The 20,104-nt window shown below is 40.3% G+C and carries 22 protein-coding genes, 1 rRNA gene and 1 other RNA gene (1 of these 24 running past the window's edge); 17 read left to right on the forward strand and 7 right to left on the reverse strand.

The genetic code is table 11. The features are described from left to right. From rrf to G7Y42_RS06900, 4 genes are all read left to right on the forward strand, one after another. Positions 1 to 31 (forward strand): 5S ribosomal RNA (rrf, locus tag G7Y42_RS06885); it begins 85 nt to the left of the window's first position. Positions 32 to 162: 131 nt separating this feature from the next. Beyond that, positions 163 to 1,383, forward strand: a complete 1,221-nt coding sequence (locus tag G7Y42_RS06890; RefSeq protein ID WP_165005438.1) for a DNA repair exonuclease — start codon at positions 163 to 165, stop codon at positions 1,381 to 1,383. Next, positions 1,380 to 4,097: an AAA family ATPase gene (locus G7Y42_RS06895; RefSeq protein ID WP_165005437.1), complete on the forward strand. Its 2,718-nt coding sequence runs from the start codon at positions 1,380 to 1,382 to the stop codon at positions 4,095 to 4,097. The genes G7Y42_RS06890 and G7Y42_RS06895 overlap by 4 nt, the downstream gene beginning before the upstream one ends. Beyond that, entirely contained in the window at positions 4,081 to 5,025 is a 945-nt protein-coding gene (locus tag G7Y42_RS06900; protein WP_165005436.1) for an HD domain-containing protein, read from the forward strand. Before G7Y42_RS06895 ends, G7Y42_RS06900 begins: the two co-directional genes overlap by 17 nt. Before the next feature lie 66 nt (positions 5,026 to 5,091). Here G7Y42_RS06900 and G7Y42_RS06905 read toward each other — a convergent pair whose 3' ends face one another. The 3 genes from G7Y42_RS06905 to G7Y42_RS06915 form a co-directional block, all read right to left on the reverse strand. Beyond that, positions 5,092 to 6,102: a peptidylprolyl isomerase gene (locus G7Y42_RS06905; RefSeq protein ID WP_165005435.1), complete on the reverse strand. Its 1,011-nt coding sequence runs from the start codon at positions 6,100 to 6,102 to the stop codon at positions 5,092 to 5,094. A gap of 179 nt (positions 6,103 to 6,281) precedes the next feature. Continuing rightward, positions 6,282 to 6,629: a YtxH domain-containing protein gene (locus tag G7Y42_RS06910; RefSeq protein ID WP_165005434.1), complete on the reverse strand. Its 348-nt coding sequence runs from the start codon at positions 6,627 to 6,629 to the stop codon at positions 6,282 to 6,284. Beyond that, positions 6,622 to 7,056: an HIT family protein gene (locus tag G7Y42_RS06915; RefSeq protein WP_165005433.1), complete on the reverse strand. Its 435-nt coding sequence runs from the start codon at positions 7,054 to 7,056 to the stop codon at positions 6,622 to 6,624. Before G7Y42_RS06915 ends, G7Y42_RS06910 begins: the two co-directional genes overlap by 8 nt. Before the next feature lie 137 nt (positions 7,057 to 7,193). Here G7Y42_RS06915 and G7Y42_RS06920 point away from each other — a divergent pair, with 137 nt between their 5' ends. The 4 genes from G7Y42_RS06920 (at position 7,194) to trmB (ending at position 10,854) form a co-directional block, all read left to right on the forward strand. Continuing rightward, positions 7,194 to 7,931 carry an ABC transporter ATP-binding protein gene (locus G7Y42_RS06920; RefSeq protein ID WP_165005432.1) on the forward strand — a complete coding sequence of 246 codons (738 nt, stop codon included), beginning with the start codon at positions 7,194 to 7,196 and terminating at the stop codon, positions 7,929 to 7,931. Further along, positions 7,924 to 9,135 carry an ABC transporter permease gene (locus G7Y42_RS06925; RefSeq protein WP_165005431.1) on the forward strand — a complete coding sequence of 404 codons (1,212 nt, stop codon included), beginning with the start codon at positions 7,924 to 7,926 and terminating at the stop codon, positions 9,133 to 9,135. Before G7Y42_RS06920 ends, G7Y42_RS06925 begins: the two co-directional genes overlap by 8 nt. A gap of 207 nt (positions 9,136 to 9,342) precedes the next feature. Continuing rightward, complete coding sequence (locus G7Y42_RS06930; RefSeq protein ID WP_206215448.1) at positions 9,343 to 10,125, forward strand: phosphotransferase family protein; 783 nt, start codon at positions 9,343 to 9,345, stop codon at positions 10,123 to 10,125. Positions 10,126 to 10,191: 66 nt separating this feature from the next. Then, positions 10,192 to 10,854 (forward strand): tRNA (guanosine(46)-N7)-methyltransferase TrmB, encoded by a 663-nt coding sequence (trmB, locus tag G7Y42_RS06935; RefSeq protein ID WP_165005429.1) that lies wholly within the window; start codon positions 10,192 to 10,194, stop codon positions 10,852 to 10,854. Between the two features lie 64 nt (positions 10,855 to 10,918). Here the strand turns inward: trmB and ade are convergent, their stop codons facing one another. Then, entirely contained in the window at positions 10,919 to 12,649 is a 1,731-nt protein-coding gene (gene ade / locus G7Y42_RS06940) for an adenine deaminase (protein WP_165037854.1), read from the reverse strand. 130 nt (positions 12,650 to 12,779) lie between these two features. Between ade and comGA the strand changes: the two genes are divergently transcribed. The 9 genes from comGA to G7Y42_RS06985 all read left to right on the forward strand — a co-directional run bounded on the left by comGA (position 12,780) and on the right by G7Y42_RS06985 (position 18,873). Further along, positions 12,780 to 13,706, forward strand: coding sequence for a competence type IV pilus ATPase ComGA (comGA, locus tag G7Y42_RS06945; protein WP_165005427.1), 927 nt, complete (start codon positions 12,780 to 12,782; stop codon positions 13,704 to 13,706). Beyond that, on the forward strand, positions 13,669 to 14,712 hold the full coding sequence (comGB, locus tag G7Y42_RS06950) for a competence type IV pilus assembly protein ComGB (RefSeq protein WP_165005444.1): 1,044 nt from the start codon (positions 13,669 to 13,671) through the stop codon (positions 14,710 to 14,712). The genes comGA and comGB overlap by 38 nt, the downstream gene beginning before the upstream one ends. Beyond that, positions 14,709 to 15,002: a competence type IV pilus major pilin ComGC gene (gene comGC / locus G7Y42_RS06955; protein ID WP_165005426.1), complete on the forward strand. Its 294-nt coding sequence runs from the start codon at positions 14,709 to 14,711 to the stop codon at positions 15,000 to 15,002. The genes comGB and comGC overlap by 4 nt, the downstream gene beginning before the upstream one ends. After that, positions 14,977 to 15,441, forward strand: coding sequence for a competence type IV pilus minor pilin ComGD (gene comGD / locus G7Y42_RS06960; protein WP_165005442.1), 465 nt, complete (start codon positions 14,977 to 14,979; stop codon positions 15,439 to 15,441). Before comGC ends, comGD begins: the two co-directional genes overlap by 26 nt. 61 nt (positions 15,442 to 15,502) lie before the next feature. After that, positions 15,503 to 15,763: a hypothetical protein gene (locus G7Y42_RS06965; RefSeq protein WP_241161926.1), complete on the forward strand. Its 261-nt coding sequence runs from the start codon at positions 15,503 to 15,505 to the stop codon at positions 15,761 to 15,763. Further along, positions 15,723 to 16,151, forward strand: coding sequence for a competence type IV pilus minor pilin ComGF (comGF, locus tag G7Y42_RS06970; RefSeq protein ID WP_165005425.1), 429 nt, complete (start codon positions 15,723 to 15,725; stop codon positions 16,149 to 16,151). Before G7Y42_RS06965 ends, comGF begins: the two co-directional genes overlap by 41 nt. Then, the gene (gene comGG, locus G7Y42_RS06975) at positions 16,123 to 16,560 is read left to right on the forward strand and encodes a competence type IV pilus minor pilin ComGG (RefSeq protein WP_241161927.1); all 438 of its coding nucleotides are present in this window, start codon (positions 16,123 to 16,125) and stop codon (positions 16,558 to 16,560) included. Before comGF ends, comGG begins: the two co-directional genes overlap by 29 nt. Positions 16,561 to 16,653: 93 nt before the next feature. Continuing rightward, the gene (locus G7Y42_RS06980) at positions 16,654 to 17,661 is read left to right on the forward strand and encodes a class I SAM-dependent methyltransferase (RefSeq protein WP_165005424.1); all 1,008 of its coding nucleotides are present in this window, start codon (positions 16,654 to 16,656) and stop codon (positions 17,659 to 17,661) included. A gap of 24 nt (positions 17,662 to 17,685) precedes the next feature. Next, positions 17,686 to 18,873, forward strand: coding sequence for an acetate kinase (locus tag G7Y42_RS06985; protein WP_165005423.1), 1,188 nt, complete (start codon positions 17,686 to 17,688; stop codon positions 18,871 to 18,873). Positions 18,874 to 18,996: 123 nt separating this feature from the next. Here G7Y42_RS06985 and G7Y42_RS06990 read toward each other — a convergent pair whose 3' ends face one another. The 3 genes from G7Y42_RS06990 to ssrS all read right to left on the reverse strand — a co-directional run bounded on the left by G7Y42_RS06990 (position 18,997) and on the right by ssrS (position 20,094). After that, positions 18,997 to 19,464: a universal stress protein gene (locus G7Y42_RS06990; RefSeq protein WP_165005422.1), complete on the reverse strand. Its 468-nt coding sequence runs from the start codon at positions 19,462 to 19,464 to the stop codon at positions 18,997 to 18,999. Between the two features lie 76 nt (positions 19,465 to 19,540). Then, positions 19,541 to 19,825 (reverse strand): hypothetical protein, encoded by a 285-nt coding sequence (locus G7Y42_RS06995; RefSeq protein ID WP_165005421.1) that lies wholly within the window; start codon positions 19,823 to 19,825, stop codon positions 19,541 to 19,543. Positions 19,826 to 19,899: 74 nt separating this feature from the next. Then, positions 19,900 to 20,094, reverse strand: a non-coding RNA gene (gene ssrS, locus G7Y42_RS07000) — 6S RNA. Positions 20,095 to 20,104: the final 10 nt, after the last annotated feature.

The following is a 20,104-nucleotide window of genomic DNA, read 5'->3' on the forward strand; positions in this document are numbered from 1 at the left end:
TGCCCCTTGTGAGAGTAGGACGTCGCCACGCAAATGGTAAAAAACAGATGAGCTGTTAAAGCTCATCTGTTTTTTTGCATGAAAAGCGAACAAATTTTCGGTTAATGATGAAAAAAATAGTTGGAAATGTTATGATAAAAGAAAAAGAAGGAGGTATGATTGATGGTAAAATTCATCCATGCAGCAGATTTACATATGGATAGATCCTTTGAAGGTTTAACGATTCTTGATGAGAACATACAAGAAAGATTATTGAAAGCAAATCTTACAGTATTGTCAAATATTGTTGATCAAGCTGTAATGAATCATGTTGATTTTGTCTTATTTGCTGGAGATAATTTCCACCAAAACAGACCTTCATTAAAAATCCAAAAGCATTTTTCTGAACAAATGTATCGGTTGAAACAAAAAAATATCCAAGTATACATGATTTTTGGCAACCATGATTTTTACCAACGAGAACGTTACTGGTTTGATTTCCCTGATAATGTCCATTTATTTACTTCTGAATCAGTAGAAACGAAAAAATTCAGTATATCTTCAGGTGAAACGTTAGCAATCAGCGGCTTCAGCTATTGCCATCCATGGATTAGAGAGGAAAAAGTGTCTGAATTTCCCAATCGAGCTGCAGTCGACTATCATATTGGCTTATATCATGGGGAAGTAGGAACGCAGATGCAAGGGAATTATGCACCGTTTCTTCCATCGAGAATGCAGGAAAAAGGCTATGATTATTGGGCATTAGGGCATATACACGTACCTATGGCAATGAATGAATCAAAAAATATCGTTTATCCCGGGGCACCACAAGGGCATACACAAAAAGAAAAAACAGCTACTTCGGTTCTGCTAGTGGAGTTATCAGCTAATCAATCACAGTTGAAGCCACTAGAGGTAGCGGAGGTGTACTGGAAAAGCCAAGAAGTCTCATTACAGCATGCAAAATCAACGAAAGATATTTTGGATATCGTCCAACAACAGCTTCCAGCAGAGATGTCAAAGTTTAACTTGATAGAACTGAAAATCAAAGACTATGAGCATCTGAGCATGGAAGTTGTCGAACGAATACAAACTGGTGAATTGCTGGATTATTTATCAGAAGAAATCACTCAATTTTCATCTAATTTATTTGTTTGGCGTATTTCTATTATGAATAGCGAATCCAAAACTCGGATACCATTGACTGCTTCGACGAAATTGATGGACCAGTTATTTGAAAACTATCAGATACCGCAAGATTTCCATCAGATTTTACATGAAGCATTTGGTCATCAAGAAGCGGCTAAACTATTGAATGACTTACCTGATTACCAGGAGCAGACGCTTGAAAAAGCAAAAGAACTACTTAAACAGGACTTTTTATTCGAGGAGGCTCGAGAATGAAGATTTTACGGATCGAAATTGCTGCTTTTGGGAAATGGCGTCAAAAAATTTTCGATTTTTCTTCTGGCAATCAATTGTTCTATGGTGAAAACGAAGCAGGAAAATCAACGATCTATCAGTTTATCCAAGCGATATTATTCGGATTTCCTTCAAAGGGACGCAAAAAGAAAGATTATACGCCCAAAGACGGAGCAGCTTATGGCGGGAGATTGTGGATCGAACATCCAGTACATGGCGAATTTTTGGTTGAACGATACAAGCAGCAAAATCGCGGCAAGGCGAAAGTCACGTTGAATGGACAAATCGGAAGCGATGATCTACTAGAAAAACTGATTGCGCCACTGACAAAAGAGCTGTTCCAGCAAGTATTTACTTTTCAGCAGGAACAGTTAACAGAGTTGGATCATTTAAGAGAAAAAGAACTGCACGATGCATTGATCTCTCTGGGAATCACAGGAAGTTCGCACGTATTCCAAAAAAGACAAGAGTATTATCAGCAAGCACAGCAACTTTTTAAGAAAAAAGGACAGAAACTGCCAATCAACCAAAAATTGAATGACTGGAAAATCCTGCAAGACAAGATCCGCCAAAAGCAAAACCAAGAAGCTGTTTTCGGTGAACTGATCAACCAAGAAAATGACTACAGAAAGCAGCAGGAGCGATTACTAAAACAGCTCAAAGACATGAATGAACAGTTTACTCGGTTAAAACAGCAGGAAATGAACTTTTCGTTGTATGAAGAGTGGCAGCAGTTGAATGAGAATACATTAGACGATATACCAGAAGAGCAGCTTTTGCTGGATCTTTCAGAATTTTCCAAGCGTTATCAACAGATGAGTGAACGTTTAGAGGAATTGGAAGAAACACTAGAAAAGCACAGCGGGATGGATCAGCAATCTGCACGTTATTATTTTTATTTAGAACAAGAAGATACATTGAAAGAACTGCTGCAACAGCAATTGTCAACAGAACAACTGAATAATGAACGGCAGCGTCTGCAAATAGAAACGAGAGAGACTGAATCAGAGCTGAAAATATTGGAACAACGATGGCAATGGTTTAGAAACAATGAACCGAAAGAATTTTTGGATGAAGAAGAATGGAAAGAACTGATTGCTGAAAATCGGCAGTTACAAGATCGATCCAATCAAATGCAGATTCGATTGCAAATAGCAAAAGAGCAACAGCAAACAATCGAAGCAGAAGTGAATCGCTTGGAAGAAACTTATCCTTCTTTAGTACAGATCCAGCCAGAAAATGAACCGACAAATAACGACTGGAAACCTTATGCGCTTGGAGCAGCGGCTGTTGTAGTAGGACTCTTTGTGCCGATGCCATGGAAACTGCTTTTCTTTGCAACTGCTGTCGGATTGATTGCTTATCGGTTCTATCAAGGGAAAAATGGAACGAATCAAAACAATCGTTTTCCAGAAATCAAAGGGATGTGGCAGGAAAAACTAGGGCAACTCGATGTCGTCTTGGCACAAATCGAAGAAATTTCTCAAAGTAAAAAACAGAATCAGGAAGAACAACTTTCATTCCAGCGAAAAGTGGCAGAATTTGCCTTCCAGCACTCATTAGGAAAAATGAACAGCTTAACGATCATGCAAGAATATGGACAAGAAGTAGCAGATTATTTAAAACTTCGAGAAGTATTTGACCGTAAACAGAAAAGAGAAGAAGAGATCCATCAGAAATTAGCGCAAATTGACCAGAAATTCGATGCGGTCAAAGAATGGCTGCCTGTACAGGATAAGATGATCTCAGAAAAGATGTCACTCTTGTCAAACTTCATCCAAGAGATGGAACAAATGAAATTTGCTCGAAGTTACCAACAGAATACGCTGCTAAAACAGGAAATCAATCAGCTGAAAAAGAAACAAAAGTTATGGATACAACAATATAGTGAAAAAATGCAACAAGTCTCTCTTTCTTATCCATCAGAGGTACCAGCTTATTTGCAAAAAGCGAAACAAACCAAGCAGAAGATAAAACGATTGACTGAATTGAACGAACTTCTTACGCCGTTATTCCCTAAAAAAGTCACACGAGTACAGCTGCTCTCTGAGTTGAAGCACCTTCAAGAAACTAGGGCACAACTGCAGGCGGAAGAAAAATCTGTTAGTGAACAACGCCAGCGCATCCAGCTTCAAGTAGAGGAATTGCAGCGAGATGGGACTTTGGATGAATTGTATCAGCAAGCAAGTCGACAAAAAGCTGAGTTACAGCAACTGCTGACAAAATGGGGCGGTTTAGAGATCGCAGGTACATTTTTAGGGGATCTTTCCACAGAGATGAGTGAACGGCAGCTGCCGCAGCTATTGAAGGCAGCAGGACATTATCTAAGTATTTTGACAAAAGACAAATACCAGGAGATTTTACTGAAAAATGATACACTGACACTGACAGATGGCTATACGGATTTTCCAATCTATGAATTGTCGACAGGAACGAAAGATCAATTGATCATGGCTATGCGATTTGCTTATCTTTCACTAGAAGCAAATCGAGCGTTATGTCCGATCATCATTGATGATGGTTGGCTGCACTACGATCACCAGCGAAAATACCGTTTGGCTGAACTTTTAGCTGGATTTGGGGAAAAGTATCAGATAATTTGTTTTTCTTCTGACCAAGAAATGGTAAGCTATTATCAAGAACTGCAGCAATCTGTAAATAAATTAGAGGGAGCAAACAATGAAAAAACTTCGTGAATTAATGATTGATGAACAGTTTGAACTGTTCGTTTTGATCAAAAACGCCGATGTAAGAATAGCCAAGAATGGGAAGAAATTCATCGCTTTTACGTTTCAGGATACCTCTGGGACTATTGACGGCAAATATTGGGACGCATCAGAAGAAGAAATCAGTAAATTTACTGCTGGAACAGTTGTTTTTCTAAATGGAAAAAGAGAAGTATACCAAGGGAATCCACAAGTAAAGATCTTGCATATGCGTCTGACGAGAATGGATGAGCCTGGAGAACCTAGCCTTTATATGGAAAGAGCACCGCTTAAGAAAGAAGATATGGAAGAAGAAATCAACCAGCTGCTGTTTGAAATCACGAACGCACACTGGAACCGTATCGTTCGGCATTTGTTAAACAAATACCAAAAACAGTTTTTTGAATTTCCAGCGGCAAAAAGAAACCATCATGCATTTGCCAGTGGTCTGGCTTATCATACATTGACGATGCTCCATTTAGGGAAATCGATCGCAGATGAATACCCAGAACTGAACCGGGCGTTGCTGTATGCGGGGATCATTCTTCATGATCTTGGGAAAGTGATCGAGTTATCTGGAGCAATGTCTACAGAATATACGCTAGCAGGAAATCTAGTGGGGCATCTGGTACTAATCGATGAAGAAATCACAAAGGCATGTATCGCGTTGAAAATCGACGAATCAGATGAAGATGTCCTAGTATTGAGACATATGGTTTTAGCACATCATGGATTGCTAGAATATGGCTCTCCTGTACGTCCAAGGATCATGGAAGCGGAAGTGCTGCATCAAATCGACAATATCGATGCGTCGATGCAGATGATGCTGACATCTATTCGACAAACAGATCCAGGAAAATATACAGACCGAATCTTCGGAATGGATAATCGCAGTTTTTACGTACCTAAAGATATTTGAATAAGATGTGGAACGATCAGACATAAAAAAGCATGGCAAATCGCCATGCTTTTTTGCATCCAATGTTTATTTAGAAGACTCAGTTGTGCTTTCTTCTGTGGAAGAATCTTTAGTTGAGTCAGCTGTTTTTGAATCTTTAGTTGAAGAAGACTTCGTACCTGAATCAGCAGTACCGGATGAAGAAGTAGTTGTAAAGGCACTCAATACGCTTTCGAAGGCATCGTCTTTGATCTTCACATTTGCTTCTTTCAATTCTTCGCCGATTACTTTTGTTGTAAAGTTGCTGTCATTCATTTGTGTCTCAGTGGCGATTTCTTTCAACTGATCTTTGTATTTGTCCATGTCATTGCCTTTGTTCTGGTTTTTCACCATTTTGACCACATAGTAATCTGTTGAATAATTTGTCGTATTCGTTGCAGTAATCACGTCAGATACTTGACCGTCTTTCAATTTGAAAGCTGCTTCTTTCACTTCAGTTGGGACAGTCGCAGTTTGTGAATCGAATTTGATCTTGCCACCGTCTTCTTTTGTTTCAGTATCTGTCGATTTATCTTTTGCCAGTTTAGCGAAATCTTCCCCGTCATCGGCTGATTTCTTCACTTCTTTGGCTTCATCTTCGCTTGCTACTTTGATGATTTGTGCTTCAACTTCTGGATGGAAGGATTCCCATGCAGTCTTCAGATCATCATCAGTTACATCAACGTGTGCTTTCAACCCTGCTTCAAGGGCTAAGTTGTTACGGATATATTCTTTATAGGTGTCCTCTGTATAACCGGCAGATTTCAATTGGGATTCGAATGTATCCCCTAAGGAATCTTTTTGCTTTTTGTATTCGGCGTCTACTTTCTTATCTGTTACTTTGTTGCCGTATTTGTTATTGAACACTTTATAGATGATCATACGCTGAACTAAAGTCTGATTTGAAGGTTCTAATTTAGCTTCGTCATAAAAATCAGAAACAGTGATCGTTCCGCCCTTCATTGTAGCGATATCTTTATTTGTATCGCCAGAACAAGCTGCTAGCGATAAAACAGCTAATGCACTAGTAGCTGCTAAGATTATTTTTTTCTTTTTCATCAATTTTTTGCACTCCTGTAATTTATTATTATTTTTACATCTATAACTATACCATATCCAAATGCTGATAAAAACGTTCTCGTGATAGTTTCAAACAAAATTCAAAGTTTCATCACATTCGTCACAAAAATAAAATAAACAGAAAAAAACAATACTCATAACTGCTGCGAATAAACGCATTATTGCGCGTAATATGGGGAATCTGGAAGGTCAGCAGTCAGCTTTTCTACTTGTTCATTGATTTGAGCAATACGTGGTTCTGCTTGGAATTTAAAGTCTTCGATATCTTTTTGGATCGCTTCTTGGAATTCAGGAATAACAGTGCTAGCTGTTTCTTTTGTTTCGGCTAAGGCACGTTTGAAATGATTGAGACTGTTATTTAATTCATTCGTCAATTCTGTGGCTTCATCTAATTCCTGAATCAGTTTCTTTCTGGTGTCATTTCCGCTTCTAGGTGCGAAAAACAGACCTCCGACTGTGCCGACTGCCGCGCCAAAGACTAAGCCTTTTAGAAAGTTTTTAATCATTGTCAGCCACCTGCTTTTGGATCGCTTCTTGGATCGCGGTCAATTCTTCTGAAGAATACTGGTCTTGATGATTGCCGAAATGGATAGAAAAATCATCGTCTTTACTGTATCGGGGAACCAAATGGATATGTGAATGGAAAACAGACTGATAAGCCATTTCCCGATTATTATTCAAAATATTCAATCCCTGCATCTCAGGGAATGCTTTTTCCAGCGCCTTTGCGATTTTAGGAAGTCGTGAAAAAACTTCGCCAGCTAGTTTGTCTTCATATTCGAAGATGTCAGTAACATGTTCTTTTGGTACGACAAGCGTGTGCCCTTTAGTTGTTTGGGAGATATCCAAGAAGGCGTAAACGATGTCGTCTTCGTAGATTTTATAGCTAGGGATTTCTTGGTTGATGATTTTGCAAAAAATACAGTTTTCCATGTAAAACATCCTTTCTATGATGAATTATTGTTTTAGCTTAACTTTACCATAAGTTAAAGATGTTGTAAGGAAAAAAACAAATTGTTCAAAATTTCTTCGTGGTATAATAGGAATAACATAGCGACGGAGGAAAAAATATGAGTTTAATCGTAAAACATGTAACTGGAGGATACGGCCATCTTCCAGTTCTGAAAGATATCAGTTTTGAAGTGAAACCTGGTGAGATGGTTGGCTTGATTGGATTGAACGGTGCAGGGAAAAGTACGACAATCAAACATATCATCGGGCTGCTAGATGCAACAAAAGGATCGATCAAGATCAACCAGCTCTCATTGAAAGAAAACACTGAAGCTTATCGAAAGCAAATCGGCTATATTCCAGAAACGCCTTCTTTATATGAAGAGCTTACTTTACGTGAACATATCGAGGTCACTGCAATGGCTTATGATATTCCGATGGATGTAGCGATGCAAAGAGCAGAAAAATTATTGAAGACTTTCCGATTAGAAAACCGGTTGGACTGGTTCCCTGCGAATTTCTCAAAAGGGATGAAACAAAAAGTGATGATATTATGTGCTTTTTTGATTGAGCCTTCTTTATATATCATCGATGAGCCCTTTTTAGGACTGGACCCATTGGCAATCAATGCCTTGCTGGAATTGATGGTCGAAATGAAACATGAAGGATCAGGGATCTTGATGTCCACGCATATTTTAGCTACTGCAGAAAAATACTGTGATCGCTTTGTTGTTTTACATAATGGAGAGATCCGTGCGGACGGAACACTTGAAGCACTGCGGGAAGAATTCCAGCTGCCAGACTCTTCATTAGATGAGATTTATATCGCATTGACAAAGGAGCAGGACCATGAATGATTTTTTTCGAAAACGTCTAGCGAAACACCAAAAGAAAATGATGAAATACATGCGCTATGTACTCAATGATCATTTTGTGCTGGTCTGTCTCTTTTTGTTCGGCGGTGTAGGTCTCTATTATTCCAATTGGCTGAAAAGCTTGACTACTCCGTTTTCTTTTGGTGGAGTGATCATTTCTCTCTTTTGGCTTCTTTGCTTGTTTGGAGGAAAGATGGCGACATTTGCTGAAGCGGCTGATCTTGTCTTCTTGTTGCCAAAAGAAAAAGAAATGAGAAGCTATTTGCAGCAGGCTTTTCGCTATTCTTGTATTTTCCCGATGTTGTTATTGGGCTTAGCTGGAGGATTTGCTATGCCGCTGGTCGTGGTGAGCACTGGACAGCCGTTTTCTTTCTTTTTTGTCTACTTAGTGATTTTGTGGTGTTTAAAAACAAGTCATCTGCAAATCAAGAGAGCAGAGCTGTTTCGTTTCGATCCTGCCTTGATACGAAACTGGAAAGTTGGGTGGGGCATCACTTCAATGGGACTTTTACTTCTATCGGTATACGGTTCCGTTTGGGGTGGTTTGATCGGAGCACTGGTACAGGCGGGCGTCTATTACTGGTATTTATGGAGACATCTGGCGAAGCATTTGGACTGGGAGAAGATGATACAGATGGAAGAGCAGCGTCTGCACCAAATCTATCAATTCATCAACTTGTTCACAGATGTTCCCGAAATTACTGCAAGGGTGAAAAGAAGGAGCTATCTGGACCCGCTATTACAAAAAATTCAAAAAGTCACGTCCAATACGTATCTTTATCTGTACGCGAGAAGATTGGCTAGAGGTTCAGATTTCAGTGGTCTTTATTTAAGATTGGTAGTGATTGGAGGCATCTTGATTGCCGGTATCACAGAGATCTATTTCAGTCTGTTCATTGGCGCGTTGTTCCTTTATCTGATCGGTTTCCAGCTACTGCCTTTATACAGTCAATTTCGCTATATGGTGCTAGTTCAGCTGTATCCAGTAAAAGAAGAGCAGAAGAAACAAGCGATCCAGCGTTTACTCGCAGGTGTATTGCTGTTTGCAGCATTGATCTTTGGCGTGATTGCAGCGATCGTTTTGAATGGGATGGAAAGATGGCTGCCTATGCTGGTATATTTGCTGGTTACAGGACTATTTGTTAAACTATATGTACCTTCACGTTTGAAAAAACTTGATGACTGATTGTGTCATTATTTTGGGGATCGAAAATTACAAGTAAAAATAGAGCGAAAACGTCTCGTAGGTCTTTTCGTTCTATTTTTTTGTTAAAAGTCGGTTTTTTGAATGATAAATAAGTGAAAAAGAACGTATATGTGCTTGACGTTCAGGGCTTTGGCGACTAGAATAATAAGTACTGCAAATCATAGAGTTAAGAGGACGGGAGAATGCATGATGGAGTTTCAGTTAGACCAAGAGTGGCGGTTACGTCCCATCAAAGGTGATACAGGAAAAACATACATAGGCATGCGTGACGAAGACAAGGTTTTTATCAAACGAAACACGACTCCGATGCTTGCTGCACTATCCCGTGAAGGAATCACACCAAAGCTTGTCTGGACGAAGCGTACAGGGAATGGAGATACGCTGACCGCGCAAGAATGGCTAGAAGGACGCTTACTGACACCGACAGAGATTGGGCAGAGGAACGATGTGATCGATGTATTGTATCATCTGCATCATTCGAATTCGCTCAAAACGATGCTGAATCGTATCGGCGGACGCGTGATGACTCCGGAAAAGATGCTGCAAAAATACGAACAAGATTTACCGGAAGCACTCAAAGATCATCAGTTCCTGACGATCGTCCATCAGTTTTTGCGTCAGCAAGTACCGCAGATGGAAAAAGAACAATTTGCAGTGGTCCATGGAGATGTGAATCATCGTAATTGGTTAGTTTGTAAAAATTATTTATATTTAGTGGACTGGGACTCGATCATGTTTGCTGATCCAGCGGTCGATATCGCAACGATCTTAGGGAATTACGTTCCTCTATCAAGCTGGAACCAATGGCTGATCAGTTATGGCATACGTCCTACAGATGAAGTACTGGAAAAATTCCACTGGTATGCTGCGATGAATCTATTGCAAGAAATCACGCGTTACTGTAAGCGAGAAGATCATCGACGGATGAATGAAGAGATTTTACAATTAAAACGAATTTTTAGCGGCTGAGGTTTGGCCCAAACTCTACGGAGATTTGGCCAGCCTTTTTTAATTAGAGAAAGGAATGGATAAATAATGCGTGTTCGAAATCGCCCTGGCGCTGCGGAAATGCTAGCAGCCCACCCGAATTTTGTTATCAGCGAACCAACTGAATGGAAAGGAAAGTGGAAAGAACTTTTTGGCAATGATCACCCGATCCACATTGAGATCGGTATGGGGAAGGGTCAATTCATTACCGGAATGGCAAAAGCACATCCTGAAATCAATTATATCGGCGTAGAAATGCAAGTAAGTGTGGTTTCTATCGCATTGGATAAGCTGATCGAATGTCCTCTTCCAAATCTGAAACTGCTTCACGTCGATGGCTCAGCTTTGACCGAGTATTTCGCAGATAGCGAGATCGATCAAATCTATCTGAATTTTTCTGATCCATGGCCGAAAAAGCGACATGAAAAACGTCGTCTGACTTATAAAACATTTTTAGCAGTCGATGAACAGATCTTACGACCAGAAGGAGAAATCCATTTCAAGACAGATAATCAAGGTCTGTTCGAGTATTCTTTAGCTAGTTTTTCTCAATATGGTCTGATCCTTCAGCAAGTCTGGCTCGATCTGCATCAAAGCGATTTTGAAGGAAATATCATGACCGAATATGAAGAAAAATTTTCTTCGCGAGGCCAGCGTATTTATCGGGTTGAAGCAAAGTTTCCTGATAAGACGAAAAAGAAAAAAGCATAAAATAAAAAACAGCGAAAAAGGAGCGGACAAAGCGATATCCGTTCCTTTTTCGTTATTTTTTCGATCAGCAAGGTGGGATCAGGCAGAATTCAGAAAAGGAGAATAGCCCTTTATCAGTGATCTTTAATTCTGGGATGACGGATAAGGTCAGAAATGAAAGAGTCAAAAACGGATCGAAATCCTGACTTGCACCAAGCTGACGTGCCATATGTGTCAAGTGGACTAACTGCTGATCCACCTGATCGTAGGGTGCTTGCGTCATAAGACCGCCAATTGGCAAAGGGACACAGGCTAATTCCTGCTGGCTGTCAACAACGACCATGCCACCGCCTTTTTTGATCAGAAGATCTGCAGCATAGCGCATATCAGCATCATTTGTCCCAACAACAACAAGATTATGGGAGTCGTGGGCGATGGTCGTAGCTAAAGCCCCGCTTTTCAGTTGGAATCCTTTGACGATCCCCAAGCCGATGTTTCCAGTTTGATGATGGCGTTCAATCACGGCAATCTTCAACTGATCTTCTTCTGTTGAAGGAACGAACAGTCCGTTTTCTCGTTGGATTTCTTCGATAAGATCATTCGTCAGCAGACTATTCGGAACGATCTCGATCACATGTGCTTTGGAAGAAGAAGGCAGAACGAGATCGAACGAGTGGTTCTCGATAGGACAAGCATTCATTTCAGGCAATCGCTCGGTATAAGGATTCTTGGTATTTAGAAAACAGCTTTCTTGTAGTTTTCCGTTTGATACGACAAGTTTTCCTTTGAAATATACTTCATTTATCGGTAATTTTTCCAAATCATCTGTCAAGAAAAAATCCGCTTGATAACCAGGAGCAACTGCACCGAGTGTCCGTAACCCAAAACATTCTGCTGCATTCAATGAAGCCATTTGGATTGCTTGCAATGGTTCCATCCCTAGTTTGATCGCTTGACGAACGATATGGTCGATTGATCCTTCGGCAACCAAGTCATTGATTAATTTATCATCAGTCACGAATAGACAGCGACGGGAATTTTCAGGAGTGATCGCTGGGAACAATGCGTTGAGGTCTTTTGCAACAGTTCCTTCACGTACCATCAGATACATACCTAATGCTAAACGTTCTCTTGCTTCTTGTGCAGTGGTGGCTTCATGATCTGTCTTTATCCCAGCTGCCAGATAGACGTTCAGCTCCTCTTTGTGGATGCCAGCTGCATGTCCATCGATGTTTTTGCCATAGTGATGCATCAGTTGGATTTTATCTAAAATGTCTGGTTCGTTATTTGCGACAGCTTGATAATTCATGACTTCTGCAAGGCCCAGTACTTCAGGCAAAGTCACAAAAGGTTCGAGTGTTTGTGCATCTAGGACTGCTCCGCTAGTTTCAAAAGGCGTGACAGGAACGCAAGAAGGCAACATGACAAAGATATTCATTGGCGCGCTTTTCGCATCTTCGATCATAAAAGACAACCCTTCACTGCCTGCCACATTCCCAATCTCATGCGGATCAGTAATCACAGAGGTCACACCGTGCAATAAGGAGATTTTTGCAAACTCTCGTGGGGATAAGAGTGAGCTTTCGATGTGTACGTGTCCGTCGATAAATCCTGGAACTAAGTATTGTCCTTTGGCATCAACTATCTCAAGTCCTTCATATTCACCGATTCCGATGATTTTTCCATCACAGATTGCCACATCTTTGCTCATGATTTCTTTCGTAAAGACATTGATGATTTTTGCCTGTTTGATCACTAAATCAGCAGGCTGTCTTTTAGCAGCCACTGATATATGTTTGTTTAGCAATGATTCCACTCGTGGACCTCCTAAGATAAATTTTTACTAGTATAACATAAATTCGGTTTTTGCCAATGTTTTTTTCATAATTTCTCCATTTCAAAATAAAATACAGTAAAAGGCGTATATTTCTTGTGGAGGGATAAAAATGGACATAAAAGAACTATCGGATCGACTTATCGATGAAAGCTTTAGAAACAAAGTGCAAGATCTCTATATCTTACCATTTGAAGCCGGCTTCCAGATTTATTTGCGTCGGGGGAAAAAACGAACGTTGGTGCGTTCTTTATCTTCAGAAGCCGGGCAGCAGATGATCTCAAGATTCAAATATCTAGGGCAGATGGATATCGGCGAAAAACGCAAGGCACAGTTGGGCTCATTCACTTATTATCTGCCTGATCGAGCGATCCGTTTACGTTTATCTTCAGTAGGTGATTATCGGCAGAGAGAAAGCTTGGTGATCAGGTTACTGTATCATGTGGACGAAAGTCATTTTCGCTGTTTTTGTCTGGAAGATCTTTCTATTATCGAAAACCAGACAAAAAAACGTGGGTTGTATTTGTTCAGCGGGCCAGTCGGTTCAGGCAAGACATCCTTGATGTATCGATTAGCACGTGAAGAAAAATTGCAAGTCGTCACGATCGAAGACCCTGTAGAAATCGAAGAGCCGCTGTTTTTACAGCTGCAAGTCAATCCGAAAATCGAACAGACCTACGAGCAATTGATGAAACTTGCTTTGCGTCATCGTCCTGATTTATTGATCATTGGAGAAATCAGGGATCAAAAAACGGCGCATGCGGCTATACGTGCTTCTTTGACGGGACATCGTGTATTTGCTACGGTTCATGCGCGCGATTTGGAAGGAACAAAAGCTCGGATCTGCGAGCTTACTTCAAGAGATGAAGGTCTTACTGAATGTTTGTCAGGAGTCATTTATCAAGAGATCCTATCAGATAGCCAGCAGGAACCGACTGCATTATGGAGTTACCAGTTTCATGAAACCGGGAAAAAGAAAACGTGGGAGGAAAGCTATGGTGATGCGCAGCAGAAGAAATGGCAATCGAAAAAGTTCTAAAACATTGAATCGAAAACAGCAAGGCCAGTTTGTGCAAGTGATGGGGGAACTTCTAGCCAACGGATTCAGTCTGCAAGAAGCGCTTTGGCTTTTACACCATATTCGTTTGCTACCTGCACCACCATTAGAAAATGCACAAAAACTGCTTCAAGAAGGGCATCCTCTCTATGACGTATTAAACCAGATGGGCTTTGATCAGGAACAGCTGGTACAGATCGAGCTAGCAGAGACACATGGGAATCTGATTGAAACCTTGCATGGATTAGCAGAACAGTTTCGTTTAGTGGATGGCTTTCGAAAAGAATTGAAAAAACTGATCAGTTATCCGCTGCTCCTGATGTTGTTCCTGATAGGGATCCTAATCAGTCTTCGCCAGATTATCCTGCCGCAGCTTATCGGAACGAATATGGTCATGGAAGGTCATTGGGGCGTTCATTTTATCCAATCTGTCCATTGGTATTTTTTTGGCATGATCGGTGTAGCAAGCAGTGTATGGGGATGGATGAACAAGAAACTGACAAAAATGGATGTGATTCAAAAAAGCGAATGGATCAGCAGAAAAATCGGGATCGGCAAGGTCTATGCGTTGTATCAATCTGCTTATCTGGCGTTAGAGATTGGTAAACTTTTTTATGAAGGATTAGAACTCAAACAGATTATTTTTTGCCTGCAGGAAACGAAAAAAGGGAGTCTGCTCCAATCGCTCGCGGTCCAAATGATGGATGGCCTAGAAACCGGTATCCCTTTAGCAATGCAGTTTCAGCATTACGATTTTTTGACAGAAGAATTCAGTAAAATCATTTTACAAGGTGAAGCGAAAGGCAATCTGGGAAAAGAACTATTATTCTACAGTGAATTGACTAGAAAACAGTTTTTTCAACAGATCAGTCATTGGCTTCACTGGCTTCAACCCATTCTTTTCTTAGGCGTTGCAGCGCTGATATTGACGATTTATGCTGCGATCTTGTTGCCTGTTTATGGAAATATCGAGGAGGTCTTGAAATGAAAAAAACAAATATCACGAGAAAACAACTAACGAGATTGAACGGATTCACCTTGATTGAGATGCTGGTGGTTCTGCTCGTCATCAGTGTCTTGGTTTTATTGTTCGTGCCTAATATTTCACGTTACCGGGATCATGTCAATCAGGAAAGCCGCGAAGCTGTCATCCAGTTGGTCGATACGCAAAAAGAGCTGTATTCTTTACAAAACAATGGAAGGATCCCCACAGTGGAGGAGTTACTGAATGAAGGATATATCAAGCAGGAACATGCAGATATCTACAACCGCAACTGACCGGCAATTATCAAGTTACACGTTGTTCGAACTTCTGCTCGTGTTTCTACTGATAACAGGGATACTTGTGTTCCCAGCATTTTCTTTTTCTTCATGGCAAGAAGAACATGCTGTTTATCGTTTTTTCGGACAATTCGAAAAACGGATCTATGCGGTGCAAAAGAGTGCAATCGTCAATCAGCAGCAGACGGGATTTGATTATATAAAGGAAAAAGAAAAAATTCGATTTCAGCTACCGGATGACCCGCTTTTCGATTGGGAAGAACTGAAGATCCCAGAAGCCCTTATCCTCCAACGTTCTGCACCGATCACATTCGCTGCAAGGACAGGAAATGAAAGTTCACTGAAGGCGTATCAATTTTATTGGCCGGAAAAGAACAAGACGGTGATTTATCAGTTTCAGATGGGAGGCGGACATTATACGAAAAAAATCGAGTAAAGACGGTTTTGTTTTTCTCGAAGCGCTTGTCGCTTTAACGATTGCAGCGGTATGTGTTTATATGATGCATCATGGAAATCTATTTTTACTAAAGGCTGAAAAAGAAAGCAGTGAAGAAGTCGCTCTTGCTCGCCGTTTATATGAAGACGTCAAAACATATCGTATCCATCAGGAACTACCGAAGCGAAAAGCGCCGTTTGATAAGGATGAGAAAGTGATCATAGCAAAAGAGGGGAAAATCCGGCAAGTGTGGATTACGAATGGAAAAGAAGTGATCGAAATTGAAAAAACAACTGAAACTGACAGGATTCACACTGATTGAGTGCTTGATGGCCCTGCTCATCTTAAGCAGTGTCTTACTCACTTTCAGCCTTTTATTCCAACAGACAGAAGAGGTCAATCATTTGCTGCAAAAAAAGGATCATAAGGAATGGCTGGTTTTCCTCGCGCAACTAGAGGAAGAAACAGCACACTGCACGCAATTTTACGTGAAGGACAATCAGTTTTATTATGAAGTGGATGGAAGGATGTATATAATCGAACGTTATCAGGATCTCATCCGAAAACGACGTACGACAGGCGGACACCAGCCGATGCTGACAGAAGTGAAAGAATTTGAACTGCAAGAAGAGGAGACGAATATAGCGCTTTTTATCGAATTCAAAAATGGAGAGACTGGATATGGGATTTGGACAAAACCGAAAATATAAAGGGAGTATCTTGTTTTCGACGCTGTTTCTTGCTTTGCTGGGGAGTGTATTGATGGTCGCTCTGTTAGAAAATTACCGATTATCAGCAGACCTCCATGTACGTGTAAAACATTTTTATTTGGCTAAAACGATGAAGCAGATGTTTTTGTCTGAATATGGGCCTCGTTTAGAAACCGGAGAAGAGACGTTAAAGGAAGGGACATATCATTATAGTGCTGGAACTGTCATATACCGTCAAGTGAAACAGAAGGTGGAACTGCAAATCGAAGTCGCACCATTTACTTTTGAATTTACGGAAGAATTGAGTGGTACAGAGAATGATACAGAAAATCGGAATGTTCGTGAAAACGCCCTCTTTTCTGTTATAACACTGTTTCCGACAAAAAAATGTTTGGCATTTCACAAATAAAATTCGGTGAAAACGATTGAAATTTTGCTGATTGTTCGATAGAATTAAACAGGTGGAAAAATTGTTATAATATATCTAGAAATGAGGTGCACCATGTTACCAGAAAAAATGGAACAAGGGTTTAATCAAAACCTGGAAGCTATTCAGCTTTTACAAAATGCATTGGGAACTTCCTTTTTAGAAGCCTACGTCGAAAATGCTGAGAATCTAATCGACAATTATCAAGTACGTGTGGTGGATGGAGTGCCGGATAAAGAAACGGCCAAACGAATCGCTGCACTTTACGAAGAATTGAAACAGTTGTCGTTCGAACCAGAGGAATGGCGTCGTCTGTCACAGCTGCTTTTATTGAAAGGTAGTCAGACAGAGCATCTCCAAGCGAATCACCAGTTGACACCGGATGGCATCGGATTTTTATTTGTTTTCTTGATTGAGCAACTATTCACAAACAAAAAAGAACCGGTCAAGATCCTAGACATCGCAGCAGGGATGGGCAACTTGTTATTGACAGTTCTTTTAAACCTAACGAATGCAGGATACCGAGCAGAAGGTTTTGGTGTGGATATTGATGATACTTTGCTGGCTGTCGCAGCTTCTACAAGTGATCTGACACAAGCGAATGTTCAGTATTTCCATCAAGACGGGTTGCAGGATTTATTGGTGGACCCAGTAGATGTTGCGATCAGCGATTTGCCGATCGGTTATTATCCGAATGATCAAAAAGCGAAAGAATTTTTAACAAGTGCAAAAGAAGGGCACAGCTACGCACATCATTTACTGTTGGAACAAACAATGAAGTATGTGAAACCAGACGGATTTGGCTTGTTTTTGATGCCAAGCAATTTCTTGGAAACAGAACAAGGCGAAGAAATCAAAAAATGGTTCAAAGAAGAAGGCTATCTTCAAGGCATGATCCAGCTGCCTGATGAGTTGTTCCGTAACAAGGCATCACAAAAAAGCATTTTAATTTTACAGAAAAAAGGACCACAGGCAAAACAAGTCAAAGAAGTACTGCTTGTGAAACTTGCTTCACTAAAAGAACCGGAGAAGGTGACTGAATTCTTCAAAGAATTTGAACTTTGGAAATCATCTTCTCTGTAATCATTCAACTAGAAGGAGAGTAATATGTCTAAAACAATTGCAATCAATGCTGGAAGCTCAAGTTTGAAATGGCAGTTATACCAGATGCCAGAAGAAACCGTCATCGCTAAAGGAATTGTCGAACGGATTGGTTTACAAGATTCCATTTTTACTATCAAGTATGGCGAAGATCAGAAATTTGAACAAGTTATGGATATTGAAAATCATGAAATAGCAGTTAAAATGCTGCTTGATCAATTGATTGAACTGCATATTTTAAGCTCTTATGATGAAATCACCGGAGTAGGCCACCGTGTCGTCCATGGTGGAGAGACTTATGGGGATTCAGTAGTGATCGATGAATCAGTGATGGAACGCATCGAAGTATTAGCAGAGTTTGCACCTTTGCATAATCCTGCTAACTTGATGGGGATCAAAGCATTCAAAAAAATCTTGCCTGATATTTTAAGTGTTGCTGTATTTGATACCTCTTTCCATTCAACGATGCCAAAGCACAATTATCTGTATAGCTTGCCTGTTTCTTACTACGAAGATTACAAAGTAAGAAAATATGGTTTCCATGGAACAAGCCATCGTTATGTTTCTGAACGTGCTGCAAAATTGCTGAACAAACCGATCGAAGAACTGAAGATCATTACTTGTCACTTGGGTAACGGTGTTTCGATCACTGCAGTTGACGGTGGGAAGTCTGTTGATACATCTATGGGCTTTACACCACTTGCTGGAGTGACTATGGGGACACGCTCAGGAGATATCGATCCTGCGGTGTTGCCGTACTTGATGGAAAAATTAGAAATCGGTATTGATGAAATGATCGATATCCTAAATAAAAAATCTGGATTACTGGGATTGACTGGTTTGTCTAGCGACATGCGAGATCTTGAGAAAAACTATGAAAAAGAGCATATTCGTTTAGCTTATGATATTTTTGTGGACAGAATACGTAAATATATCGGCGGCTATGTGACGACGATGAATGGTGTTGATGCAATTGTCTTTACTGCAGGAATCGGGGAGAATGATGGACATGTCCGCAGTGAAATCATCAAAGGAATGTCATGGTTCGGTTGTGAAATCGATCCTGCAATGAATGCATTGCGCGGTGAAGAGTTAGACATCTCTACAAAAGATTCAAAAGTAAAAGTATTAGTGATCCCGACAGATGAAGAACTGATGATTGCCCGTGACGTTGAACGTCTACGCAATCAGTAAAAAAATAAGCGTATCTTTACCTGAAAGCTGCTTTTAGGTAAAGAGACGCTTTTCAAATATCAGTAGAATGAGAATAAAAAATAGAGCCGTATCGTCAAAAGCGATACAGCTCTGTTTTTATTGTTAGTCTTCTGTAGGCAATTGGTTTTCTAAATCTGTTCTGACTACTAAAACATCGCAAGCAGCATTACGGATCACATATTCTGAAACAGAACCGATGAATAAACGCTCTACAGCATTTAATCCCGTAGCTCCAAGCATGATCAGATCCACTTGGTTGTCTTCAGGGATCTCTTTTGCAATGATCTGTTTAGGTGAACCGTATTCAACCACGGATGTGACATTGTTCAACCCTGCTTTTTTCGCATTCGCTTCATAGTCGGCTAGTGTCTGCTTTGCCATTTCAGTTGCCTGTTCAGCGAGCATTCCGTCAAATGAAGAAACAGTTTGGAACGAACGGGTATCAATAACATGGGCAAGCAAAAGTTCGCCATTGTTTCGTATTGCCACGTTCACCGCTTTTTTAAAAGCTAACTCAGCTTCAGCTGAACCATCTACGGCAACCATGATCTTTTTGTATTGTTGTAACATAAGCATTCACTCCTCTTAAAGTCGATCGTTGTTCTACTCTTATATTGTAGAACACTTTGTAAAAAAAGAGAATTATTTACTGCTTCGGTTCAGCAATTTTTTTTGCAAAACGTATACTGAATGTGGCTGAAACAAGAATAACGAGGAATAAAAACAGCAGAGCAAAGAATCGCTGATTGAAAAAAGCGGCTAGAATCCCCAATACTCCTAGAAAAGCATAGGCAGAACCGTAAAATTGCAAAAAAGCATGGTTTTTTTCATCTTCTTTGATCAAGACGAAGAAAACTTTTTGTTTCTGAAATAAATAATAGCTGACAAATAATAATAATAAGGTGGCTATCGCCATCAAGATCCTGATCATATGACATCCTCCAACAGTAAAAACAAATAGAAAAAGCAATTTGCCAAGAGCAAATTGCTTTATTTCAAAAGATGGTAATCTCCGTTAATGCCGTTTTTCGTCCTGTAGTATTGATCCCGCGAATTCAAGCAGGTGGGTCCCATGGTCGTAGCCTCGAACTACCAAATGATAAGGCATGTTACCAGCCGTGACACAAGACAGGTCCCAAGATATCAATAAAAATGTTCGGTCAACACACAAAGAGGACGATTCGAACATCACAGATTTCCCATCTCTATA

Source organism: Enterococcus sp. ZJ1622, assembly GCF_011038845.1.
GTDB lineage: Bacteria > Bacillota > Bacilli > Lactobacillales > Enterococcaceae > Enterococcus_B.